The organism is Photobacterium sp. GB-56, from assembly GCF_003026105.1.
GTDB lineage: Bacteria > Pseudomonadota > Gammaproteobacteria > Enterobacterales > Vibrionaceae > Photobacterium.
In genome coordinates this window covers 1-23,867 of sequence record NZ_PYNW01000014.1, presented here as the reverse complement: position 1 = coordinate 23,867, position 23,867 = coordinate 1, and the positions used below count along the sequence as shown (strand labels likewise).

The window sequence follows — 23,867 nt, the reverse complement described above, 5'->3', positions numbered from 1 at the left end:
AAGGAAATTACCATGATGTCATTATCACGCCGCCATTTTTTAAAAGGCGCGACGGCTTCGATTGGGGCATTGACGATTGCTAAAGCGATGCCTGTTTGTGCAACGACCACCGAACCACAAGGAAAAGCGGTGTTATCGGCAGCTCACTGGGGCGCAATGCTGATTGAAGTGCAAGATGGCAAGATTGTGTCATCGAAAGGCGCATTGCCAGCAACAGTTGAAAACAGCTTACAAACCACAGCGAAAGATTATGTTCACACCAAAGCTCGTGTGAAATACCCAATGGTACGTAAAGGCTATTTAGACAATCCAACAGCGCCACAAGGTAAACGTGGCAGTGATGAGTTTGTACGTGTGAGCTGGGATCAAGCATTAGATTTGATTCACGCCCAACATATGCGAATTCGCCAAACTTATGGCCCTGAATCCGTCTTTGCTGGGGCTTACGGTTGGCGTTCAAGTGGTGTATTACATAAAGCCCAAACGCTATTGCAACGTTATATGAGTATGGCTGGCGGTTACTCAGGCCATATGGGGGATTACTCAACAGGTGCTGCACAGGTGATCATGCCGCACGTGGTGGGCTCGATTGAAGTGTATGAGCAGCAAACGACTTATCCTGTGGTGTTAGAAACCAGTGATGTGGTGGTGTTATGGGGTTTGAATCCGCTTAATACCTTAAAGATCGCGTGGAGTGCGACTGATGGTGCGGGGCTTGAGTTTTTCCACCAACTGAAAAAATCAAACAAGACCATTATTGCGATTGATCCTATGCGTTCTGAAACCATTGAGTTCTTCGGTGATCGCGCTGAGTGGATTGCACCGCACCCAAGTACTGATGTGGCTATGATGTTAGGTATCGCTTATGCATTGGTTGATAGCGGTCAGTACGATAAAGCTTTCTTAGATAAATACACCGCAGGATATGACAAGTTTGAAGATTACCTCTTAGGTAAGTCAGATGGTATTGCTAAAACACCGCAATGGGCATCTGATATTTGTGGTGTACCAGCAAAACAGTTAACGATTTTGGCCGATATCTTTAGTAAAAATCGCACTATGCTAATGGCTGGGTGGGGGATTCAGCGTCAGCAATACGGTGAACAACGTCATTGGATGTTGGTGACGTTAGCGGCAATGTTGGGGCAAATTGGTTTACCGGGTGGGGGATTTGGTTTCTCTTACCACTATTCTAATGGTGGTAACCCAACGCGTGATGCTGGTGTATTACCTGCTATATCTGCAGCCATTGATGGTGCCTCTTCTGCGGGGAACGACTGGGCAGTATCAGGGGCTATTAACAGTTTCCCTGTTGCACGTATTGTGGAAGCGTTAGAAAATCCGGGACAAACTTATCAGCATAATGGTCATGAAAAAGTGTTCCCTGAGATCAAAATGATCTGGTGGGCTGGTGGTGCCAACTTTACTCACCACCAAGATACTAACCGTTTAATTGATGCGTGGCAGAAGCCTGAATTAATTGTTATTTCAGAACCGTATTGGACGGCTGCAGCAAAACATGCCGATATTGTTTTGCCTATCACCACCTCGTTTGAGCGTAATGATTTAACCATGACGGGGGATTACAGCAATCAACATCTCGTGCCAATGAAACAAGTGGTTGAGCCACAATTTGAATCACGCAATGATTTTGATGTGTTTGCTGATATGGCTGAGCGTTTAAAAGCGGGCGGTCGCGGTGTGTATAGCGAAAATAAAACAGAGATGGAATGGCTAAATGGCTTCTACAAAGAAGCACAAGCCATTGGTCGTCAAAACCGTGTTGCAATGCCAAATTTCACGTATTTCTGGAAACAAAACCAACTGCTTGAAATGAAGTACAACGCGCAAAACGCCAAGTTTGTTCGTTATCAAGCTTTCCGTGAAAATCCCATTATGAATCCACTCGGTACACCAAGTGGTAAAATTGAGATCTTCTCGAAAACCATTGAAGGTTATAACTATCCCGATTGTCCCCCTCATCCAACATGGCTTGCGCCAACGGAGTGGGTAGGTAATGCGAAAGATGGCGAATTACAGTTAATGACCTCTCATGCTGCGCACCGTCTTCATAGCCAATTAAATTATGCAGAACTTCGTAAAGAATACGCGATTGCTGATCGTGAACCGATCTCAATTCATCCTGAAGATGCAAAACAGCGAGGGATAAAGCAGGGAGACTTAGTGCGTGCTTACAATCACCGTGGTCAAGTACTAGTAGGCGCTTACATTACAGATGGCATTAAGCAAGGCTCAGTCTGTATTCATGAAGGGGCATGGCCTGATTTAGATCCTATAACTGGGATTTGTAAAAATGGTGGCTGCAACGTATTGACGGGAGATATTCCGACTTCACGCTTAGCCAACGGCTGTGCAGGTAACTCTTCTGTTGTGAAGATTGAAAAATACACTGGACCAGTATTGCCACTGACAGCGTTTGATGAGCCCGCGATAGCGTAATAAGCGTTTAAGGCCATAAATATATATAAGCCGTAACTATTATTTACGGCTTTTTTATTTGTTAAAGTTTTTGATGATCGGCCGATATAGTTTAGGTATTCGGTTAATAAAGATCGTTATTTGAACTTATTTGATATAGATCTTGAAATTATCGAAAAAATGTAACTAAATTTAAATTTCAACTATAATCGAAGAAAAGCACTAGGTGTATAGGGATACTGGTTATGTTTAATTTATGGAAAAAGCAACAAATTGATAAGCCTGTATTAGGTACCGCATCTATCGCTAAGCAACGCTTACTTGGTGAACTGCGTACTAATCGCATTCCGTACAATGTTCAAATGATGAAAGATGAGCTATCGAGACTACTATCTCAATGGGCTGATATAAAAGATAATAAAATTGAGATTGTGAAAACAGCTGAGTCGAAATCATTATTGAAGATAAGATGCCGTTGTTCGTAATTTGAGAAACGTTAAATATACCTCTTTTTTGCTTAAGTCTTTACTTAAGCAGAATTTTCACATTATTCGTATTAAGTATTTTTGCTTTTAGCTGTCCTATCTCTTGTACTTCTTATTTTTACAAATATCTTTACTATTTTTTGCCATTCCTAACGATTTTTACATATATTTGTTATCTTCTTCTTAAATATGCCGAATAATTGTTATTGATATATTTAGTTGTTTGTATGATTTATGTAACCGCAAGAAAACGTATGGGATAGTGTAGGTATGCAGGGATGGACGTTTTTCAAAAATAGAACAATAAGCATTAAATCAATTGTTATTTTTCTTTTTATACTAGTTGCACTTATTACTTCATCGATCGCGATTGGTTTACAATATTACCATAGTAAGCAAATGGCGCGAGATCAGGCAAAGGTTAAGTATCAAATGTTAGCCGAGTCTGTCTCTGATGCTGTAACAGATGTTAGTGATGATGCCATAGCAACGGTAAAGTACCTCTCACACTTAGGCACTATTCTTGACTCGCCATCTAAAGATGTTATTCGTCGTATTTTCACTAATGTTTTAAAAGACAACCCAAGTTTTTATAGTGCCTTTATTGGAACGGATAAAAACTATGCCTATATCATTATTAATTTAGATTCTATGTCTGAAGTAAGACGCAAAAATAATGCATTAAAGCAAGATCGCTGGCTGATTATAGAACGAAGTGCTGATTCAAATGGTATGACACAATATGATTCTTTTTATGATGCCAATTTTAATTTACGAAAAAAAATAAAACGTAAAAATGTTTTTTCACCAACATTACGCTCTTGGTATATAAATGCGACACGTGGTTCAGTTTTCCGTACTGAGCCTTATTTATTTTTACCTGAAGAGGTTACAGGCATAACTTACTCAACAGAAGTGCCTACTGATAAAGGCAAGGTTGTTGTTGGTATCGATTTTACACTGTCGCATTTTAATAAATTATTACAAGAAAATAGTGTTAGCGATGTTAGTCATAATTTCCTTTATTTACCATCAGGAGAGTTAGTAGCAAGTAGTGAGCCTTCTTTTAGACAACAGCCATTACCCAAATCTAAACCTTTAGTACTAACGCCAGAAGAGCAAAAATTAATTAAAAATACCCCTATATTGCGCGTATCAAATAAAGAAAACTGGGCACCAATAGATTTTACTATATCGGGGCGTCCTGCCGGATTGATCCCTGATTTACTTTATATGGTGGGTCAATCTACAGGACTTGAGTTTGATTTTTTTAACGGTGCGGGATCACTAGGATTACAACAGGCATATTCCAGTGGAGGGTTAGATATTCTTACGTCTGTACCTGATATTCCAAGTAATCAGGGATTAGGTATTTTTAGTAAACCTTTATTTAAATCTCCCTTTGCCATAGCGGTTTCAGATAGTAAGCATTACGAAAAGTTACAAGATCTAAATGGCAAACGCTTAGCATTATTAAGCAACTGGCCAATTATCTCAGTGATCAAAGAAAAATACCCTTTAATTGATATTGTGACGTACTCACATGTTGATCAAGCTTTAAGAGCAGTAAAAAAGGGAGAGGTTGATGCTTTCATTGATTTAGAAGCTGTACTTAGCTATGTTTCTGAACAATTTATGATTAATGATCTGACTTATCATACATTAAATATTGAAAACAGCTTTCCGTTATCATTGGCTCTGGCTCCTGAAAAAAAGCCACTTTTAGATATTATTAATCGCGCGATTGAATCATTGACGCCTCAGCAGCAACATTATTTACAGCAGAGATGGTTAAATTCTGATGTGGAAGTGAATCGCACGGGTGTCGTACCTTATGTAGAATTAATCGACTTTGCGGCTGATGAGTCTTACCAGAACCAACTGATAGAAAAGAATAGTAATGACGATGACTATTTTTATTATGTACGCGATGTAAGACGTGGTGGACATGATCAAATATTTTTTGCTTCGATGGTACCTAAAGCATCGGTTTATGCTGCCAGTGAAGAAAGAATTCGTACATCTATTTATACATCAGCACTATTATTACTAGTGTTACTTCCGCTAGCAGGATTTTGCGCAAAACCCATAGTTAAGCCAATTTTACTGCTTCGTAAAGAAAATAAAAAAGTGAAGCAGCGACATTATAGTGATGTCGCTGTGATCCCGACTCGAATCAAAGAATTTCATGATCTTTCGATGTCAATTTACACTACCGCTGAATCTCTTCAAGAGCATGAAAAACGTCAAGATGAATTTGTCGAATCGTTTATTCAGTTAATTGCTCAAGCAATCGATGATAAATCCCCTTATACCGCAGGGCACTGTAATCGCGTGCCTGAAATTGCGTTGATGTTTGCCCGTGAAGTGGAAAAATCAAACCAAGGTCAATTCGCCGATTTCCGTTTTAAAAATGCAGCAGAACGTCGAGAGTTTAAAATTGCAGCGTGGCTACATGACTGCGGTAAGATCACAACGCCTGAGCATATTGTTGATAAAGGAACGAAATTAGAAGCAAACTATAATCGTATTCATGAAATTAGAATGCGTTTTGAAGTGTTATGGCGTGATGCGGAACTTAAGTATTTACAACATATTATTGATAATCCGCATGAACAAGAAATAGCATTGGCGACATTAAAACAGACGCAAACACAGTTACAGGATGACTATAAATTTGTGGCTAACGCCAATGTTGGAGGGGAGTTTATGAGTGATGAGCATATTGCTCGTATACATGAAATCGCCAATAAAACATGGTTACGCCACTTTGATGATCACTTGGGTTTATCGCCATTAGAAGAATTGAGTGTATCAGCAAAATCGGAAACGTTACCTGTTGAAGAACATTTGTTGGTCGATAAGCGAGAACACTGTATCAAGCGTATTAATGAGCTAAATTTTGATCCAGCGTTTGGAATAAAAATGCAGGTACCTGAGCTTCAATACAACCTGGGCGAGATTTATAACCTAACGATTAAACGTGGTACGTTAACAGCAGAAGATCGCTTTAAGATCAATGAACATATGATCAGTACAATTAAGATGTTAGAAAGTCTACCGTTCCCTGATGATCTCGCGCGTGTACCGCGTTACGCCTCAACCCACCATGAAACAATGAAAGGCACAGGATACCCTCGTAAGCTATCTGCAAAAGATCTCAGTACTCCTGAACGTATTTTAGTGATATCTGATATTTTTGAAGCACTAACAGCGGCAGATCGCCCATATAAGAAGGCAAAACCGTTAAGTGTTGCGATAGATATTTTGCACAAAATGGCATTAGATGAGCATATTGATATGGATCTATTTAAATTGTTTTTATCAAGTGGCGTTTATATGCAATATGCTGAAAAGTTTTTACCTTCTAAGCAAATTGATGAAGTTGATATTGATAAGTATCTTTCTAGTTAGTCATTTTATGTAACATTTTTTTGATGGTTTTTTGATGGTTTTTTGAATATTAGCCCACATTTTTAATGTGGGCTTTGTTTTTGATATTTATTCTCATTAAACAGAGGTGTCTATTTTTTGGCTGATGTAACGCTATTTAATAACAGATAGAGTGTCATAATTTAAAAGTTAGATTTTATATTTGATACATAACGGCAACTTTAAAATAAAAAACAGTGTGGACTTAGTGTTATTAATAATCTTAATAACTTTAACTGTATGATTACTATATCAATACTGGTCATTTTTCTTATTTAACTGAAATATATCGATATATTCATTTTTATATTGTGATTTCATCCATTAAGTCAAGAGAAAAATATATCTTATATTTTTACTCTCGTCTGTGTTTATATACGCGCACCTTTAATACTTATATTGGTCGTAAGACTATAAGCATTGCTGATTTTTAACATGAATCAAAATCTAGATATTCAATGTCAAAAAACTATTCAAAACTATATTGATGACACATCAATATGGGGAAAAGGGTCAAACCGCTTTTGCCTGTCAATGACAAAGGTACAGTGGCGAATTTGGTTATTGGCGACATTTGGAAAGTTTTTCGAAGGAATGATCGTGTTTATGATGGGGCTAACTTTGCCCTTGATCACGCTGCAATTTCATTTAACAGAATTTCAAAAAGGTACCCTGAGCTCTTCAATACTGTTCGGCATATTAATTGGTGCAAGTGCGTTAGGGGGGTTATCTGATCTCTACGGACGAAAGAAAATGTTTATCATTGAGATGGCATTACTTTCTGTTTGTTTAGTCGGTATGGCATGTAGCCAATCTTACTTTACTATCTTACTGTTTAACTTTGGTATCGGATTAGCATTAGGGTGTGATTACCCGACCGCGCATTTAATGATCTCGGAAAGTATTCCGACTAAAAATCGCGGTAAGTTGGTACTTGGTGCTTTTGCTTTTCAGTCGATTGGTGTTTTGGTAGGGATCCTCACAGGCATTATCGTACTGACTTATGCTGAAGATATTAATGCATGGCGCTTAATGTACATATTGGCATTGGTTCCGTCATTGGCAATAACGGTTGCACGTTTCTTTATTCCTGAAAGTGCACACTGGCTACTGTCGAAAAAACGTGAGAAAGAGGCTGAAAAATCACTGAAACAATTATTAAATCGTGATCCTCAATCTGATATGACATTGACGGTTGTGCCATGCCCTGAAGGTGAAGAGCACCATTCATGGTTAGGCGGTTACAAGAAATTATTTAAGCAAAAGTACCGTGCAAAAACGATTTTGGCTTCTGCTCCTTGGTTTATCCAAGATTTAGGCACATATGGTATTGGTATTTTTACTCCTGTTATTTTAGCGTCGGTGCTTGACCCACATGTCGTTGTTACGGGAGATGTGCTTCATAGTACGATAGCAAGCATTGTATATTCAGCGAAAGGTACGGCATTGATTGACTCCTTGCTTATTATTGGGGTGATCTGCGCAATTATTTATTCTGAATCGATTGGTCGTATGAAGTTGCAAATTTATGGCTTTATTGGCTGTGCGGTCGGTTTGGCTTTAGCTGCTGTGTCGATAAAGCTAAGTAATGATTATCAAATATACCTGCTGTTTTTAGGCTTTATGTTGTTCAATTTTATGAATAATCTTGGCCCTAATGCGCAGACTTATTTAATTTCAGGCGAAGTATTTCCGGTTAAAATTCGTGCTAAAGGCGCTGGTTTTGCTGCATCGATTGCAAAGTTGGGTGCGATTTTAGCTGCGTTCTTATTCCCTATCTTAATGCATGAAATAGGGGTGTTTAATTTATTACTTTGTCTTGTTGCTACATCACTATTTGGTGCATGGGTAACATATAAATATAGATTTGAAACATCAGGAAAAAATATCGAAAATATTTAGATTGATTACTAAAACTGGATAATCATTAAAAATAGATATTGAAAAAGAGCGTAAGAATATTTCTTACGCTCTTTTTTTTATTTACGAATACTGTATTTTTAGCTTTAAATATAAACAAAGTTTATGTTTTCTTTATATTTTTCTTCGTAAATATTCCCCCTTTATTTCCCTTCGCCTTGTTAACCTGTGTGCCTCTATTTCGTCATAAGGTACAGTGTTTCCCCAATATGGGATGTACATGAAAATCAACGATACAAAAGCAAAAACAGTCTTTATGGGGATTGACGTGCCTATCTATTGGGGCTGTGTGTGGTGATATTGGTACCAGTTCACTGTATACCTTTAAAGGTATGTTTGAAGGTGAACACTCAATAGCCATTAACCAAGCAAATGTTTTTCTTTCTTTAGTCTTTTGGACCTTAGTGATAACGGTATGTATAAAATGTTTAGCGTTAGTCACACGCGCTTCGAATAAAGGTGAAGGTGGTGTTTTAACATTAACCTCTCTAGCGCATAACGTAGCGCCACCGCATTTTAAAAAAGGTTTTAGGTCTGTTGGCGGCTGGTTTCTTTTTTGGTGAAGTCTTATTACTCCGGCGATGTCAATACCGTTTTGGTGATGTATTACTTGATATGGCAATGCAAACAGTAATGTATAACGGTGAGAGTATTAAGCTCACGCCTAAAGAATATAAAATACTAATATTACTGGCAAAAAATATGGGTAAGGTTTTGACTCATAAGCAAATATTAAAAGAAGTATGGGGCGGTAATTATACTGAACATGCCCATTATGTTCGTATTCATATCGCTCAACTGCGTCATAAAATAGAAAAATCACCGGCTCAGCCTCAATATATCATCACTGAAAATGGGGTGGGGTATCGCTTGATCAATGGAGAGATAGTTGATAATTAAATGGGGTCGATTTTGCTAAATATCGTTCTTTATAAAAACTTTATATGACGTAATGTATTTATTACATAAACCTTAGATCAAACTTTATACCATGGGATAAAGCGTTGAAGATAAGGTGGATATATGTTTTTTTATATTGAAATGACAGCAGCAGTGGTCTTTTTTATAGCTATGCTAACTCGTACTTGTTTTTTAAAATCAACGTGGCAGCAACTGACGACTGTTGCGCTACAAGTTATTTCTGTGTGGTGTCTGATCCATCTATTTTTAACCCATGTTTATCCTGAATTTTTGTTTGCGAAAAATGTGATTAGTGTGTGCTTTTCTATGGTATTTATCCTTTCAGGGTTAAAAGAACACTATGAATCAGATGCTTACCTAATCACCAACCCGACACCACGACGAAATAATAGGAACCAACATCATGGGTGAAATCAGTATTGGCAAACTACTTATTGTTGCTGTTATTTTCGTATTGTTATTTGGTACAAAAAAATTGAAAAACTTAGGCAGAGATTTAGGTTATGCATTAAAAGGTTTTCAAAATGCGGTTAAAGATGAGCCCGCTAAAGAGAAAACTGCTGATAAAAACGTGGTTGATGAAACGACTCGTTAGTATTTTTACGATGTAAGTGCATAGTGTCAATTGCTTGAAAAACTCAATATTATTTTGTCTCTCTGTTTAAATTTTATTAATTCGTTATGGTAACAGCAGAATTTTTGAATCGGTATTTATCATGAAACGTGGATTGATAATTGATAATAATCTTACAGTGAATAAAGCAGCGATCTTGCGTGTTGAATTTGATAGTTCATTTATTATGTTGTTCTTCGCAGATCAAACGGTTATTAATATTTGTCTAAAGCAAGATGAGCTACATTTTTCATCAGACCAAGCTTATTATCTCGCTGAAGCTGAGTTTGAGCGTGTTCAAACTGAAATTCAGGCGTATTTTAATAGTGAGTTATAGAAAATAGCGACGAGCTTTTAGTATGCGTTTAAACAGCAAATTGCACTAATTCTTATGAGCTGATGTGTAATTCTTCGCGCTATCGTTTGAATGTATAAAAGTTACGCATATGGTTTATACGGCACTTTACAATGTAAAATGTGATCGCTATCATACGCCGCACTTACGGAGAGATGGCTGAGTGGTTGAAAGCACCGGTCTTGAAAACCGGCATACGTTTATAGCGTATCTAGGGTTCAAATCCCTATCTCTCCGCCATATTTAGTTGTTAAGCTTAGGCTTGATGATAAAGCGAAATTTTAGTGCCGACTTAGCTCAGTAGGTAGAGCAACTGACTTGTAATCAGTAGGTCACCAGTTCGACTCCGGTAGTCGGCACCATTAAATTTCGGTGGGGTTCCCGAGTGGCCAAAGGGAGCAGATTGTAAATCTGCCGGCACTGCCTTCGAAGGTTCGAATCCTTCCCCCACCACCATGACAATTCCTCCTTAGTTCAGTCGGTAGAACGGCGGACTGTTAATCCGTATGTCGCTGGTTCAAGTCCAGCAGGAGGAGCCAAATAAAAAAGCCCGCAATTGGTTGCGGGCTTTTTTATTTCTGCAATTTTAAACAAATCTATAAAAAATAAGATTATGCAATCACTCCAATTCCTGGGAGCAATTTTGCTGGGGGAATTGTACGGTTGGTTCTTCCTGAACAGATCCTTTCAACAACCTACTGAAGCTGTGCCATCCATAGATATGTGGCTACCATCCCTATATCAGCCTACTGAGGTTGTCCCCTCCATGGGGAATTCCGTTGTCTTCAACCGTATAAAGATAATATCAATTGCGAGTGATATTGCAGCAGAATGAAAGCAAAATTTTGAGAGCGCACAATATCTTTATCACGCTTTTATATGCAATGAGTTGTTTTTGTCTTATTTCTATTTCATTTCACATCTGAAAATATTAAATGTGATTTAAATCATGTAGTTATATTTATGTTGCAATCTGTTCTATCGGTAATTAGTTGTGTTTTTAATGATGAGTTTTAAGCATTATTGTTGGTAATGTGAGCGAAAATACCTCAAAGGTTGAGAAATTGTTTGTTTTTGTTGCTGTGTTGTTTTTGCTATTTTATTTTTATTAAATATGATTCATTCAGGAATGTGTTGTTTTAATTATAAATCTTATAGAGAGAGAGGTTGCATGCACGACTTAATAACAGTCGCTATTACTGTATTCATGGGTTTTTTCGCGATGATGAATCCCTTTGCGAATACGGCAGTATTTGTGGGAATGACAGGTGGAATGCCAGCAAAACAAACAAGAGCAATTGCCGTTAAGGCTCTGGTTACGGCTTTTTGTATTATCACAACGTTCTGTTTTTTAGGAAAAGGGATCTTTAGTGTATTTGGTATTACGTTACCTGCATTACGTTTAGCGGGGGGAGTTTTAGTCTTTCTTGTTGGTTATCACATGCTGCAAGGTAATACATCAAGTATGCATGAAACAAAGGAAGAAGAAACATCTGGTAGTGGGGCTGATATTGCGATTTCTCCATTGGCTCTACCGTTACTTGCAGGCCCTGGTACGATTGCGACAGCGATGAACTACTCTGCAGCAGGGGGGATGTTTCATATTCTTGTGACGGTTTCTGCCTTTGCTTTACTGTGTGTTATCACGTTTTTTTGCTTTATTTATGGCCCTAAACTGATAGAAAAAATTGGTCAAAGTGGGATCAGTATTATTACGCGCTTAATGGGATTAATTTTAGCCGTGATTGGGATGCAGATGGGGATCCAAGGGGTTCACGATGCAATCGTGTTATTCTCTAGCGCTAAGTAAGATTCAGTTATATTTATAAATGAATGTGATGATTTATTAGACTAAGCCCATACATAGATTTTATATGTATGGGCTTAGTTTTATTAGACGAGGTATTGACCTTCCCTTTACTGGAACCTTTATGCTCATGACTCTTATTATTTTATGAATAGACAATGTATGAGCTGTTGTAACAAAGCCCCTAAAGGTGGCGCTTCTTTAGGTTTATTACTGAAATTTATTGGCGTTATTTTTTTATTGTTACTGGTGGTTGCGTGTTTCAGTCACTAGCATGATAGAACCGTTTATTTATTGTGTCTGTTGTTATGGGCGTGAGCATAAATAGAGCCCCCTTCTTTAAGTAGGTCTACGATTTCTGGCGTGATCTCTCGTGATATCGCCGGACATCCCCAACTGCGGCCTAGCATCCCAATAGCATGAATAACATTTGGCTCAGCGTAGCTTGCACCGTGTAATACAATTGCACGTTTTCGCGCATTTGAATTACTAGGGCTCATGCCATCTAATCGTAAAGAAATACCGTATTTACCATAATAAGCTTCACCAACACGGTAAGTACCTAAGCTGGTTTGCCTACTGTTCACCGTGTTGGAAAATTGGGTAGCATACAGTTTGCCGCTGTTTATACCGTGAGTGACAAAAGTTCGATGGAGTAGGGCTCTTTTCTCGATATCTATGATTAAAAATCTTTTAGAGTCAGAAGGTTGAGAGTAATCAATAATCGACATTATAGGTTTGTTGGCAACCCGTAAATGCTCACGATAAGCATTGAGAAATATATCAAACTCAACGTAATTTTGAAGCTGAGCATGGTCGTAAACCTTCCAAGCGTGTGTTGCTCTCATTGCGTTAGCGTAAGGACTACTAAAAAGTAAAGATGCGATAATGAGATATTTGAGTTTTAGACGGAAAAAAAGTGAAAACATCATAACCCCCTCCCATATTGAACGTGCTTATTAGATCGGTGATGGTATATAGAAGAGATGTATGAATATTCTGTGCCAATTATCTAAAAGACAATACATTGTTTACACGACTCAGCGTGGGCTTGGTTGCAGTATGTGATGGTCGAAAAGAAGAGATATCTCAGAAGTGAATAAAGAAAACTCGTGCTAAAACGAGCTTTCTAAATGGCATTTTGCAAACAATAAAGCGAATTATGATCGCGCATGAGCGTAGATTGAACCGCCTTCCTTTAACAAGTTGACGACTTTTTTGGTTAACTTCATTGGAATGGCTGGACACCCCCAGCTACGTCCAAGCATACCTAATTTTTTAATGGTACTTGGCTCTGCGTATTTTGCCCCATGCAGCACAATCGCACGTTTTCTTGCATTAGAATTTGATGGACTCATCCCATCAAGACGTAAAGAAAGTCCATACTTACCATGATAGGCCTCAGCAACACGATAGGTGCCTAAGCTGGTTTGTTTACTGTCAACAATATTAGAGAATTGTGTAGCATAAAGATTGCCGCTATTGATGCCGTGTGAAACAAAAGTACGGTAAAGCAGTTTTTTCTTATCGGTATCAATAATAAAAAATCGGCGGTTATTCGATGGCTGGCTGTAATCAATAATCGACATAATCGGTTTATCTGCAACACGAATATGTTCTTTATAAGCCGTCATAAAAATATTGAAGTCTAAGTGCTTCTTAAGTTTTGTTTCTTCATAAATAACTTTGGCTTGCTGTTGTAATGAGATCTTTGCATATCCGCTAGAACTAAAACTTAACAGTAAAACTATAAAAACACTCGTCCATACCTTCATCATTGCTTCCTGCAAAAATTTAAAGTGCGACCGTCAGTTTGATATTTTATCGGATTTTAAATAAAGCTATGGCTATTGATTTTTGGCTCAATAAGACAAAAAAATACTTTGGTTAATATTTTTTGATGCAAAAATGAATCATTTTTGATGGTGAAATCTATGAAATGTTTAAATTTTGACTTATCGGTGATGTAAATATGACGTTATCAGTTAATCATCAGGTTTTATTATTGGCATGCTGATCAGTAAACGATGATGTATTAATCGATAAGAGGAATGGTTCAATGGTGATTCAACCTGAAATTCAAGGTGTTGTGGCACGAACAGCACATCCTTATGGTTGCCAGCAAGCAGTACTACAGCAGATTGATTATGTACAGTCTGCTGCGCCGATCACACAAGGTCCTCTCCGAGTATTAATTTTAGGAGCATCATCTGGATTTGGGTTGGCATCACGTATTGCGTTGACCTTTGGTGGTGCGCAAGCGAAAACCTTGGGTGTCTCTTATGAACGAGGTCCAAGTGATAAGGGGATAGGCTCTGCGGGTTGGTATAACAATATTTTCTTTAAGCAAGCGGCTGAGCAGCAAGGCTATACTGCCAAAAATATTGTGGGTGATGCATTTTCAGATGAAGTGCGTCAACACGTAGCGCAAACAATACGTGATGAGTTTGGCGGACATGTTGATTTAGTAATTTATAGCCTAGCAACCGGTATTCGTCCCGATCCTGAAACGGGTAAGGTATGGCGTTCATGTTTAAAAACCGTGGGTGAAAATTTTTCTGGTTATAGTGTTGATTTAGAAAAAGATAAATTAGTCCCTGCGGAACTAACTGCTGCTAGTGACGAGGAAATTTTCGCTACAACAAAAGTGATGGGCGGTGAAGATTGGCAACAATGGATAAACTTTTTGTTATCTGAAAACCTGTTAGCCCCAAAAGCTAAAACTTTGGCTTACTCATATATCGGTCCTGAGTCGACATATCCTATTTATCATCATGGGACGCTTGGTATTGCCAAGCAGCATTTACATCAAACCGCGCACGCAATTAATCAACAATTAGCTCAGATGATCAATGGTCAAGCTAACGTAGTGGTGTGCAAAGCATTAGTGACAAAAGCCAGTGTCTTTATACCGACATTTTCGCCCTATATATTGGCGTTATTTAAAGTGATGAAGCAAATGGGAAATCATGAAGGGTGTATTGAGCAAATGCAGCGTCTTTTTGCACAAAAAATTTATTCATCGGCTGATACTGAAACAAAACAGCGTAATGATTCAGACGAGCAATCAGATCAGGCTCTGATCAGAATGGACGATTGGGAACTAAAACCTGAAGTACAGTTGCAAGTAAACAAATTAATGGCAGAAATGAACGCTGACAACTTTAGACAGGTTGGCGACTATGCTGGATACAAGTCAGCTTTTTTAGCCCTTAATGGCTTTGGTTTATCATCTGTTGATTATACTCAGCCTGTTGATATTGAAGAGTTATCAAAATTAACGCCCTAATTATTGTAGGGTAACGGTCAATGCCTATATAAAGGATAGATATGCGCCAATTAACGACTTTATTAGAACAATGGCTTAATAGCTTTAATAAAGTGATGGATGAAACCATTGCCAGTGGTATTCCGTTTACCGTACCAACGGTGAGAGAAGGTCTTGCTGCTATTACTCGTGAGCTAGTCACCGAGATTCCCGATATTGCGTTAATTGAGAACTTAACGATTAAAGATAAAGTGCCTATTCGCATTTATCATCCTCAACCAGAGACGGCACTCCCCGTATTAGTTTTTTTTCATGGTGGTGGGCATATGTCGGGTAGTGTCGAGGTTTACGATCCTATTTGTCGGAAATTAGCACAACATAGTCAGTTTATTGTTGTATCGGTTGAATATCCTCTTGCTCCCGAACACCCTTATCCTGCCGCGATTGATGATGGTTATTTGGTTTTACAATCGCTGTTTCAAACTTTGATCCGTGCTGAGTTAAATTTTGTACCGCAACTTTCTATTGCTGGAGATTCAGCGGGTGGTGCTATTTGTGCCACGTTAGCACGCATGGCACAATTTGATGATGAGGTTGAAATTACCAAGCAAGTACTCATTTACCCAAGCCTTGATTACACTTTAAGTTTTCCATCTGTTAATCAAAACGGTATGGGGTATTTGCTACAACAGTCTCGTATTGAATGGTATTTCTCGAATTACTTTCAGCATAATGAAGATAGACGTAAAGCATCACCTGTGTGGGGACCCTATAGTATGGCGCTGCCTGAAAGCTTAGTGATCACGGCTGAGTTTTGCCCACTAAAAGATGAAGGTATCGCGTATGTCGAAGCGTTAAAAAAGCAAGGTGTAGAAGCAGAGCATATCCATTTTGACCAAATGATCCATGCCTTCTTAAATATGGAAAACATAGTAAAGAGAGAGTGTGAGCAGGCTTATACATCTATAGGAGTCTTTCTTAATAAATAATTATGAATACATCTGAAAAAGAAAAGCCGTAATACTGAATTACGGCTTGATTCTCGAGATGATTGTATTGCTTGCGTTATTCAAAGAACGATTCAAGTAGTGAATATAAGCCACGAAGTAAATCCATCTAACACCTTCCATAGTCAAAAATTGGCAACAGTAATCTGTGCGACATGCATTTCTGTTGCTCTATTCCAGAATAGATTTATTCGCTTTTTAGTCAATATTTGTTAGCGGGAATATCTCCGATAATGAAGCTTGATCACGATATTTGAAACTTTGCATTAGTGGTAATACTTATCAGTATTTTCCTTCCGCTACACTTAGAAAAATAGTGGGATAAGGAGATGCGAAATGTGGTTGAGTTCGAACTGTAGATATCTGTCTTCTTTACTTTTTATTGTGACTTTTTCGCTATTACTTACCGCTTGTGATGATAATCACCAAGAGATAGATCTAAATGCGGAAGGGTACCCTGATCTCAGTAGGGTTGCCGTACACTCTGCTACGATACCTAATCAGTATCTTGAGTGCGCCAAAAATTATCGAAATAGCTGTTTAGTCAGTCGATTTCCGCCGTTAGGTGCAGGGGTTAATATATCTGTGACTTTAGACGATATTGAGCAACGAGTCTTTGTTTCTCACCCTTGGATGGCCGAGCAATTTTTATCTGCCTTAGCGTTGCTTCCGTCTGAAGTATTGCCTTTATTTCGCTCCGTCAGTGCTATCGTCATTGCTGATGATATTCGTCCTTCTTTTTATAGTGCTAATACCGCAACCATTTATATTGATCCTCGTTACTTATGGCGCAACGAGGAGGAGTGGCTAACAATTATTGCTAAGCCGGACTTTCGTGATCAATTTCAGGCTAATGTACAGTTTCTGGCGGTAAGGCAAAATGTCGATAGTGAGGGAAACTATGCGCCTTGGGTGAGCAATGAGTATGCAGAAAATAATACGATGCGTACTACCGATCAGTTATTACCCGCCTTATTTAGGCTATTGGTGCATGAATTGGCGCATGCTGTGGATGCGATTCCACCTGCTTCCCTAACATCACTCGATCCTCGTCGGACTATTTATCATAACATCAACTCGATGATCCCATTAAATCAGACTCTCTATGATCGGTTTCCACTGCAAGATGATCTTTTGTTTGATGCAGCCAATGTACTGTATGACGGTGTAACGACTAGCTATGAGGTTAGTACACTCACTGCTTTACAAGTTGGTGCTCATTTTGAGGTAGAAGGTGCAAGTGATTTATATGGCTACAGTAATCGCAAAGAAGATATGGCAATGTTATTTCAGTCTTACATGATGTATGAGCACTTTGGCTTGCAGGATAGGTTTTTATTTCTTTCACAAAATGATGGTATGGCATTGGGTTGTGGTCGTTATACCGTGGAATGGGGACAAACAGGGCGTATGTTTGATCCTTTAGTCTATGAGCGAATGATGTTAGCTGCTGAAGCAATATTGCAGCGAGATCTCTCTGTTAGCTCTACCCCTGAGCGTAAAGCCATGCAGATCCCCACAGGAACATCATGGTGTGAAATGATTGATGAATAGATAGGAAATGCGAACACTGTTTGTATCTAACAGCATTCGCAAAAATGATTGCGGAAACTAAATGTGGCGGGATGCTTTATTGTATCTAGTTAAAGATTGCAGATGTATGGGGTTACTCCCAATCCCAATAGCTACTTTCATGCTGTTGAGTAAATAACATTCTGTAGCCACTGATCGTATGGTGACTGATGTTGGTCATGACTTTTTTAAATTGCTCTGTGGTGAGGTGAATAAGATTTTCATGATCACCCGCTTCAAGATAAATGTCGTCGATATCAAACAGCATGTCATCGATGATCATATCAAGATGATAGATCTGCCCTAGGTTAGGGATCGCGCCAGGGCTACAGTCTTGGAATAGCGATGACAGTTCATGCTCACCAACAATACAGTACTGCTTACCCGTAATTTTACTCACCTTATCTAACATGACACGACGATTTGCCGGTATCACAGCCATGAGATAATTGTGTTGTTGATCTTTTAATATGACAGACTTAGCCACCTTCGTTGTGGGAACGTGTGCTGACATTGCGGAATTAAAGGATGAGTCGGTAGGACGATGGTGGGTTAGTTTAAGTTCAATATTGTGGTGTGATAAATATTGTTGGACAGAGATTGCTGTGGCCATAATTGCCTCCTAATATCTTCGCCTTAGTCTATTTTAAATACACTAAGATAACGTCGATTCTCTGTTGTTTATACGCTACACATAACAAGAAGTATGGCAGGTATCTGCTGTTGTAGATGAGTTTATCAATAGAAAAATATAGTCAGAGTGAGTGCATTTTATTATTTAAACTGACTTTCTAGTGCGAGTAACTGTTGTTTAATATGATTTCCCCCCGCATATCCCCCTAAATTACCACTTTTAGTGATCACTCGGTGGCACGGTACAATAACGGATAAGGTATTTTTACCGTTAGCGCTACCGACAGCACGACACGCGTTTGGATTATCAATAGCATTCGCTAATTGTTGATAGTGCCATGTCTGACCATAGGGAATCGTCGTTAATGTTTGCCACACACGTTCTTGAAATTGTGTACCTTGAAACGATAAAGGTACTGAAAATTGTTTTCTATCACCTGAAAAGTATTCAGCTAATTGTTCCTCACATTGCAGCAAGATAGCATGGTCTGGTTTGAATATAGCGTGATGTAAAGAGGGGATAGTATGGCTTTCAAACCAAACAGAAAGGAGTGCATTATCGTTTGCCGTGATAGTCATTTTCCCTAATGGGCTATCAATGTGTTTGAAAAAGATATCCATATCGGCTTGCCAAATTCGAGGTGAGTGATGGCTTTATTATGGGGAATATAAATCTGCAATTCAAACGTTGTTATTTAGATGTTAAAAATAACAAAGTAAAAGATAGAAAACGCTAACCTTGCATATAAAATAACAAGGTTAGCTGAACATTATTTATTATTTAACGTGTTGCTTTAAATAGTCTAATGCGCCTTTAATTGCAGCAACTTGCGCCATATTACATTCTTTTTCTGTCACGCGCGGGCTATCAGGATAGACTTCGGTCGTCGAGGTATACAACGCATCTGTTACGCTTGCACATAATCCTAATGCTTTTAATGGGTAGTTAATTACACCTTCTTGGGTAATCGCTTCACCAATAATATTTCCGTTGTCATCAGGTGGCGCTATATGGGTAACGTGGCGTACTTCATCAATAATTGCAGTTTGGAAAGCATCTTGAGGGTTTTCGGTATCACCAACCACATAGAAGCCGTCAGGTACACTGTCTTCAATATATTCTTTACCGTCACGTGCTGCTAGTGCAGGACGAAACTCGGACTCGTCGGTATCTGTAGTTTCATGAAGATCAATATGCGCCAAAAATGATGTTTTTTGGTCTTGGACTAAGCGCATTAAAGCCGCTGATTCTTCTGCAGGGCTATTTGGAATGAATGAGCGGTTAGGATCAACAGCGTTAGGGTTCCAACGGTTGATGGTTTCATAACCCCAAGGGCTCACACAAGGTGCAATAAGAATATTAAAATCATCACTGTAATGTTTGGCTTCTAAAGCGGCAAATGCAAGTGCACCGTGGACACCGCTCGTTTCATAACCGTGAATACCACCGGTAATTAAAATTGTTGGTTTATTGCTATCCCAATTACGCGATTTTATCGCAAAAAGAGGGTATTTATCAGGGGCATAAGACAGAGCACCATACTGAGTGACATCAAAATCATTTTTCAATGCATCAATTTTTGTCACAACTTGCTCAAGGTAAGAACGTTTAATGGTTGTCTGTGCTAACCATTGTGCTTTTTCGTCGCTTCCCCAAGCTTTACCTGCTTCACCAATGTGGTAGGTAGATGACTGCATTATTGCCTTCCTATTTTTATTTTTAAATTAAATAACTTTTTACATTATGCTTAAGTTTTTGGCAAATATGGTTTTATTTATAACGAATACTGTTGCTGTAGATATAAGGTAATTTTATATCGAAAAATATTAGATGAATATTATTTATTAAATTCAATCAGGAGCTTGCAGTAAATTAAATATTTTTGATTTTTGATACAAGTAATTAAAGGCTCAATATTAAGTTGCAATAACAACCGACAAAAGAATATTGTCATAAAAATAAAAGGGGATATAGTGAATTCGTTGTCACAAATAACATACTAGGAAAAGACGATGAGTACTATCTTGAATGAATCACAAATTGAAGATGCAAAATTACACCTTACTCGTCCTCTAGCCACACCTACAGATTTAAGTGTAGACGCGACTAAAGAGATCAGTGGTGCACTAACAGCGATCCTTGCTGATGTTTATGCAATTTATATGAAGACAAAAAACTTCCATTGGCATATGAGCGGTGCACACTTCCGTGATTATCACTTAATGCTTGATGAGCAAAGTGTTCAATTGTTTGCAATGACCGATGACATTGCTGAACGTGTGCGTAAAATTGGTGGAAAAACTTTACGTTCTATTGGTGAAATCTCACGTATGCAGCGTATTTTAGACAATGATGCTGATTATGTTGAACCTGCAGATATGCTTGCTGAACTTTGTAGTGATAACAAACAATTAGCTGCAGAACTTCGTGCTGCGCATACTTTATGTGATGACTGTGGAGACTATTCATCAGTGAGTATGATTGATAACTGGATCGATCAAACCGAGCGTCGTGTTTGGTTCCTTTATGAATCATATCGTCATTGATAATGAATCTCTGTCTATTACGATAGAAAATGAAGCTTTTCTATAAAATTTAATAGAGAAGCTTTTTTATTAAATTTGTAGCAAGATGCATTGATTAATAAAGAATAAAAAGAGAAGCATCATATAATAACGATGAAACAAAGCGTTATGTTTGAAAAAAGTTGGTTTATTTTTTGCAGATATTCATTCTTCACAGTGGGAGAGATGAATGAGTATTGTTGCAGGTGTGATTTCAGAAGCTTGGACTTCAGATTTATTGCTCATAAAAAAAGAGATCGCTCAACATTTATCGCGTAATCCAACCGATATAAGGCATGAGTATTTCGATAATCATTTGTATTTTTGCCGAGTCGCCATTGATTGTCATCGCGAATCGAGCTGGGCTGAAAATCATTTACGCTTTTCTATGGTTCTTGGACATACCTTAATGTCTTCTTCACTGACTCAAGACGTTAATACGCTTTTGCAGCAGAGCCTTTCGAATTTCCCACAATTATTGGCTAAGGCTCAAGGTACGTATTGCGTGCTAGATTATAATAAACAACGGCGTGCATTAACTATTTTTGCCGATAGTTTGGCAATACGTCCACTTTATTATATGAAATATAAAGGGAGCGTAATTTTTAGTTCCTGTTTACGTTTGTTCAATGAATTGAGTGTGACGTTAACGACCAACTTAGCAGGGGCGACTGAATATGCGGTAATCGGTTATTCACTTGGCAATAAAACCCACTATAACGAAGTGTACTCTATCCAACCGGGAGAAAAATTAACCTTAACAAGCGATTCACTTGTTAAAGAGCGGTACTTTCGATGGTCTGATATGCCGTTTAATTGTATTGATGATAGTGAGGGAACACTTCAGTTGGATCATGCCTTTAAGCAAGCGGTCGACCTAGCAATAGGTAATGATCTTCATGCGATCAGTACACTGTCGGGGGGGTTAGATTCTCGTGTTATTGTCGCTGAGTTGTTAAAGCGCGGAATAAAATTAGAATGCATGAACTTTTCCTATCAACGGTCGCAAGATGAGGTTTATGCCGAAGTTTTTGCACAATGCCATGATTTTCCACTGCATATTGTGAATGTCAGTGATACTCAAGAGCAGACTGTTGAGCAACGTTTAGGACATTATTGGCGATCGACACAGTATCCATTTTATCTGCAAGTGGAGAGGCCTAGGCTAGTATGGTCGGGTAATGGTGGCAGTGTATGTATTGGTATGGTGTTTTGTGATGATCAGATTCTTGCCGCATGTGCCAGTGGCGATCCTTTTGCTGTGGCAAAAGCATATTTAAAACATCAGCATGCTTATATTCCTAAACGAATGGTAAAACAAGGGGCGAAATTGCAGCAGCAGTTAGAGCTAAATATTGTTGAATGCTTATGTCAGTACTCACACTTACCATTAGATAAAGCGTTTCAACTCTTTTTATGGGAAAACGATCAACATCAACACATCGCTCCTGCACTAGAAGATATGGATAAATTTCGATTAGATTTTCACTTACCGTTTTACAGTAAAGCGATGCTGGAAGTGATGTTCGCGTTACCGGTATCTTCAGCGGTAAAACATCAACTCTATATGAAATGGCTTAATCAGTCATATTCAGAAGCGTTACTTACGCCGTGGCAAACCTACCCGGGACATTTACCTTGTCCGCTAAAAAATAATCTATTACCGCCGTTAAGCCAGTGGCAGTTAGCGTCGAATGTTAGAAATAAACTGGATCTACTTAAAATAGGCGTCAGCACTTTATTTGATGCAAAAGGTGAGTTTTATAATCGTCATTATCTAGGGGCTAATTGTATACTGACAGCATTAGGCTTACACCGTGGTGAATCAACATTGAATGTTGTTAAGCGTATGAATCAAGTCCTGAAATCCCCTCATTAGTAATCATAGGCAGAGTTAGCTAAAATACGCAGCCTAGTTATCGACAGTGATGAGTTCTGTGTTATATGCGATTTTTAAAACTATCTGTTCACCCTGATCTTGCCAATATTGACTTTAATACAACTGACTTAGCTATATTTCAACGCGATGCCGCAAGAGCCATTGTATTAAATGGTGAAGATATTTTGATGTTATACACAGAGCGTTATCATGATTACACCTTACCTGGTGGTGGCATTGATGCTGGAGAAGATAAAGTCGAAGGGTTGATCCGAGAATTACAAGAAGAAACTGGCGCAAGAAATATTCGAGATATTAAAGCGTTTGGTCAATATGACGAATATCGCCCGTGGTATAAGCCAGATCATGATGTGGTTTATATGAAATCATACTGTTACGTTTGTACTATTGATAAAGAGTTAGGCGCAACTCGCTTTGAAGATTACGAAATTAAAAATGGTATGAAGCCGGTATGGATCAATATTTTTGATGCGATTGCTCATAACGAGAAGACCATGGTCGAGAGCCCTAAAAAGGGCATGAGCATTGAACGGGAAACGTTTCTGCTGCATTTGATCGCGAAAGAAATGCTGTAAACGCTTGAAAGCCCTTTTAAACGCTAAATAACATCCTCTACCGTCACTTTTTTACGGTAAACAATTCAAAGAATTATAAGCCAAATGAGATTATGGTTATGTGTTGTAATAGAGATTGGTTGATTTGTTGCGAGTTTATTGTGGTTACGACCTATATAGATTTGATTTTCACGGTAATGAGCAAGTATTCGTTCATACAGTTGATTCGCGATAATCTATTTCGTTGTGTGAAGTTCAAAATCCTTGGCTTGTAGTGGTCAACAAATACTAGCCACGGTTTTAGAGGTTAACCAATATAATCGTTCTGATTCATTCGGTGTTAATCCGCCATTATATTGATGTGGTCGTAATTGGCTGTAATAACCAATAATATAT

The 23,867-nt window shown here is 38.4% G+C and carries 20 protein-coding genes, 4 tRNA genes and 1 pseudogene; 20 read left to right on the top strand and 5 right to left on the bottom strand.

Annotated elements, in window-relative coordinates:
* Positions 1 to 12 precede the first annotated feature (12 nt).
* The 14 genes and pseudogenes from C9J42_RS16555 to C9J42_RS16485 all read left to right on the top strand — a co-directional run bounded on the left by C9J42_RS16555 (position 13) and on the right by C9J42_RS16485 (position 11,975).
* Positions 13 to 2,460: a molybdopterin guanine dinucleotide-containing S/N-oxide reductase gene (locus C9J42_RS16555; protein ID WP_107247601.1), complete on the top strand. Its 2,448-nt coding sequence runs from the start codon at positions 13 to 15 to the stop codon at positions 2,458 to 2,460.
* 224 nt (positions 2,461 to 2,684) lie between these two features.
* Positions 2,685 to 2,924 carry a hypothetical protein gene (locus tag C9J42_RS16550; RefSeq protein WP_107207082.1) on the top strand — a complete coding sequence of 80 codons (240 nt, stop codon included), beginning with the start codon at positions 2,685 to 2,687 and terminating at the stop codon, positions 2,922 to 2,924.
* Between the two features lie 432 nt (positions 2,925 to 3,356).
* Positions 3,357 to 6,338 (top strand): HD domain-containing phosphohydrolase, encoded by a 2,982-nt coding sequence (locus C9J42_RS16545; RefSeq protein ID WP_233220755.1) that lies wholly within the window; start codon positions 3,357 to 3,359, stop codon positions 6,336 to 6,338.
* A 552-nt stretch (positions 6,339 to 6,890) separates the two neighbouring features.
* Positions 6,891 to 8,258 carry an MFS transporter gene (locus C9J42_RS16540; protein ID WP_233217717.1) on the top strand — a complete coding sequence of 456 codons (1,368 nt, stop codon included), beginning with the start codon at positions 6,891 to 6,893 and terminating at the stop codon, positions 8,256 to 8,258.
* Positions 8,259 to 8,539: 281 nt separating this feature from the next.
* Positions 8,540 to 8,839 (top strand): KUP/HAK/KT family potassium transporter, encoded by a 300-nt coding sequence (locus C9J42_RS16535; protein ID WP_233220754.1) that lies wholly within the window; start codon positions 8,540 to 8,542, stop codon positions 8,837 to 8,839.
* Between the two features lie 10 nt (positions 8,840 to 8,849).
* Positions 8,850 to 9,176 (top strand): annotated as a pseudogene (locus C9J42_RS16530) (winged helix-turn-helix domain-containing protein); the annotation flags it as partial.
* A 123-nt stretch (positions 9,177 to 9,299) separates the two neighbouring features.
* The gene (locus C9J42_RS16525) at positions 9,300 to 9,608 is read left to right on the top strand and encodes a hypothetical protein (RefSeq protein ID WP_233217796.1); all 309 of its coding nucleotides are present in this window, start codon (positions 9,300 to 9,302) and stop codon (positions 9,606 to 9,608) included.
* Positions 9,601 to 9,792 carry a Sec-independent protein translocase subunit TatA gene (locus C9J42_RS16520; RefSeq protein WP_107207079.1) on the top strand — a complete coding sequence of 64 codons (192 nt, stop codon included), beginning with the start codon at positions 9,601 to 9,603 and terminating at the stop codon, positions 9,790 to 9,792. Before C9J42_RS16525 ends, C9J42_RS16520 begins: the two co-directional genes overlap by 8 nt.
* A 121-nt stretch (positions 9,793 to 9,913) precedes the next feature.
* A complete protein-coding gene (locus tag C9J42_RS16515; RefSeq protein WP_107207078.1) occupies positions 9,914 to 10,147 on the top strand; it encodes a hypothetical protein in 234 nt (77 codons plus the stop codon).
* 167 nt (positions 10,148 to 10,314) lie between these two features.
* A tRNA-Ser gene (locus C9J42_RS16510) sits at positions 10,315 to 10,405 on the top strand.
* Positions 10,406 to 10,451: 46 nt separating this feature from the next.
* Positions 10,452 to 10,527 (top strand) — tRNA-Thr (locus C9J42_RS16505).
* A gap of 9 nt (positions 10,528 to 10,536) precedes the next feature.
* Positions 10,537 to 10,621, top strand: a tRNA-Tyr gene (locus C9J42_RS16500).
* Positions 10,622 to 10,628: 7 nt separating this feature from the next.
* A tRNA-Asn gene (locus C9J42_RS16495) sits at positions 10,629 to 10,704 on the top strand.
* A gap of 632 nt (positions 10,705 to 11,336) precedes the next feature.
* On the top strand, positions 11,337 to 11,975 hold the full coding sequence (locus tag C9J42_RS16485; protein WP_107207076.1) for a MarC family protein: 639 nt from the start codon (positions 11,337 to 11,339) through the stop codon (positions 11,973 to 11,975).
* 284 nt (positions 11,976 to 12,259) lie between these two features.
* Here the strand turns inward: C9J42_RS16485 and C9J42_RS16480 are convergent, their stop codons facing one another.
* Together C9J42_RS16480 and C9J42_RS16475 are read right to left on the bottom strand one after the other, a co-directional pair.
* Positions 12,260 to 12,904 (bottom strand): murein L,D-transpeptidase catalytic domain family protein, encoded by a 645-nt coding sequence (locus C9J42_RS16480; RefSeq protein ID WP_107207075.1) that lies wholly within the window; start codon positions 12,902 to 12,904, stop codon positions 12,260 to 12,262.
* Positions 12,905 to 13,132: 228 nt separating this feature from the next.
* Complete coding sequence (locus C9J42_RS16475) at positions 13,133 to 13,747, bottom strand: murein L,D-transpeptidase catalytic domain family protein (protein WP_107207074.1); 615 nt, start codon at positions 13,745 to 13,747, stop codon at positions 13,133 to 13,135.
* Between the two features lie 284 nt (positions 13,748 to 14,031).
* On the opposite strand from C9J42_RS16475, the gene fabV reads away from it, so the two are divergent.
* The 3 genes from fabV (at position 14,032) to C9J42_RS16460 (ending at position 17,801) form a co-directional block, all read left to right on the top strand.
* Positions 14,032 to 15,261, top strand: coding sequence for an enoyl-ACP reductase FabV (fabV, locus tag C9J42_RS16470; protein WP_107302171.1), 1,230 nt, complete (start codon positions 14,032 to 14,034; stop codon positions 15,259 to 15,261).
* A gap of 41 nt (positions 15,262 to 15,302) precedes the next feature.
* Complete coding sequence (locus tag C9J42_RS16465; protein ID WP_107207072.1) at positions 15,303 to 16,229, top strand: alpha/beta hydrolase; 927 nt, start codon at positions 15,303 to 15,305, stop codon at positions 16,227 to 16,229.
* Between the two features lie 354 nt (positions 16,230 to 16,583).
* Entirely contained in the window at positions 16,584 to 17,801 is a 1,218-nt protein-coding gene (locus tag C9J42_RS16460) for a hypothetical protein (protein WP_107302170.1), read from the top strand.
* A 112-nt stretch (positions 17,802 to 17,913) separates the two neighbouring features.
* Here the strand turns inward: C9J42_RS16460 and C9J42_RS16455 are convergent, their stop codons facing one another.
* From C9J42_RS16455 to C9J42_RS16445, 3 genes are all read right to left on the bottom strand, one after another.
* The gene (locus C9J42_RS16455; protein ID WP_107302169.1) at positions 17,914 to 18,432 is read right to left on the bottom strand and encodes a YbaK/EbsC family protein; all 519 of its coding nucleotides are present in this window, start codon (positions 18,430 to 18,432) and stop codon (positions 17,914 to 17,916) included.
* A gap of 161 nt (positions 18,433 to 18,593) precedes the next feature.
* The gene (locus C9J42_RS16450; RefSeq protein ID WP_107287346.1) at positions 18,594 to 19,073 is read right to left on the bottom strand and encodes a methylated-DNA--[protein]-cysteine S-methyltransferase; all 480 of its coding nucleotides are present in this window, start codon (positions 19,071 to 19,073) and stop codon (positions 18,594 to 18,596) included.
* 156 nt (positions 19,074 to 19,229) lie between these two features.
* A complete protein-coding gene (locus tag C9J42_RS16445; protein WP_107302168.1) occupies positions 19,230 to 20,150 on the bottom strand; it encodes a M14 family metallocarboxypeptidase in 921 nt (306 codons plus the stop codon).
* Positions 20,151 to 20,465: 315 nt separating this feature from the next.
* On the opposite strand from C9J42_RS16445, the gene C9J42_RS16440 reads away from it, so the two are divergent.
* The 3 genes from C9J42_RS16440 (at position 20,466) to C9J42_RS16430 (ending at position 23,492) form a co-directional block, all read left to right on the top strand.
* Complete coding sequence (locus C9J42_RS16440; protein WP_107207067.1) at positions 20,466 to 20,999, top strand: Dps family protein; 534 nt, start codon at positions 20,466 to 20,468, stop codon at positions 20,997 to 20,999.
* Between the two features lie 208 nt (positions 21,000 to 21,207).
* Positions 21,208 to 22,896 carry an asparagine synthase-related protein gene (locus C9J42_RS16435; protein ID WP_107302167.1) on the top strand — a complete coding sequence of 563 codons (1,689 nt, stop codon included), beginning with the start codon at positions 21,208 to 21,210 and terminating at the stop codon, positions 22,894 to 22,896.
* A gap of 65 nt (positions 22,897 to 22,961) precedes the next feature.
* Positions 22,962 to 23,492, top strand: a complete 531-nt coding sequence (locus tag C9J42_RS16430; RefSeq protein ID WP_107302166.1) for an NUDIX domain-containing protein — start codon at positions 22,962 to 22,964, stop codon at positions 23,490 to 23,492.
* Positions 23,493 to 23,867: the final 375 nt, after the last annotated feature.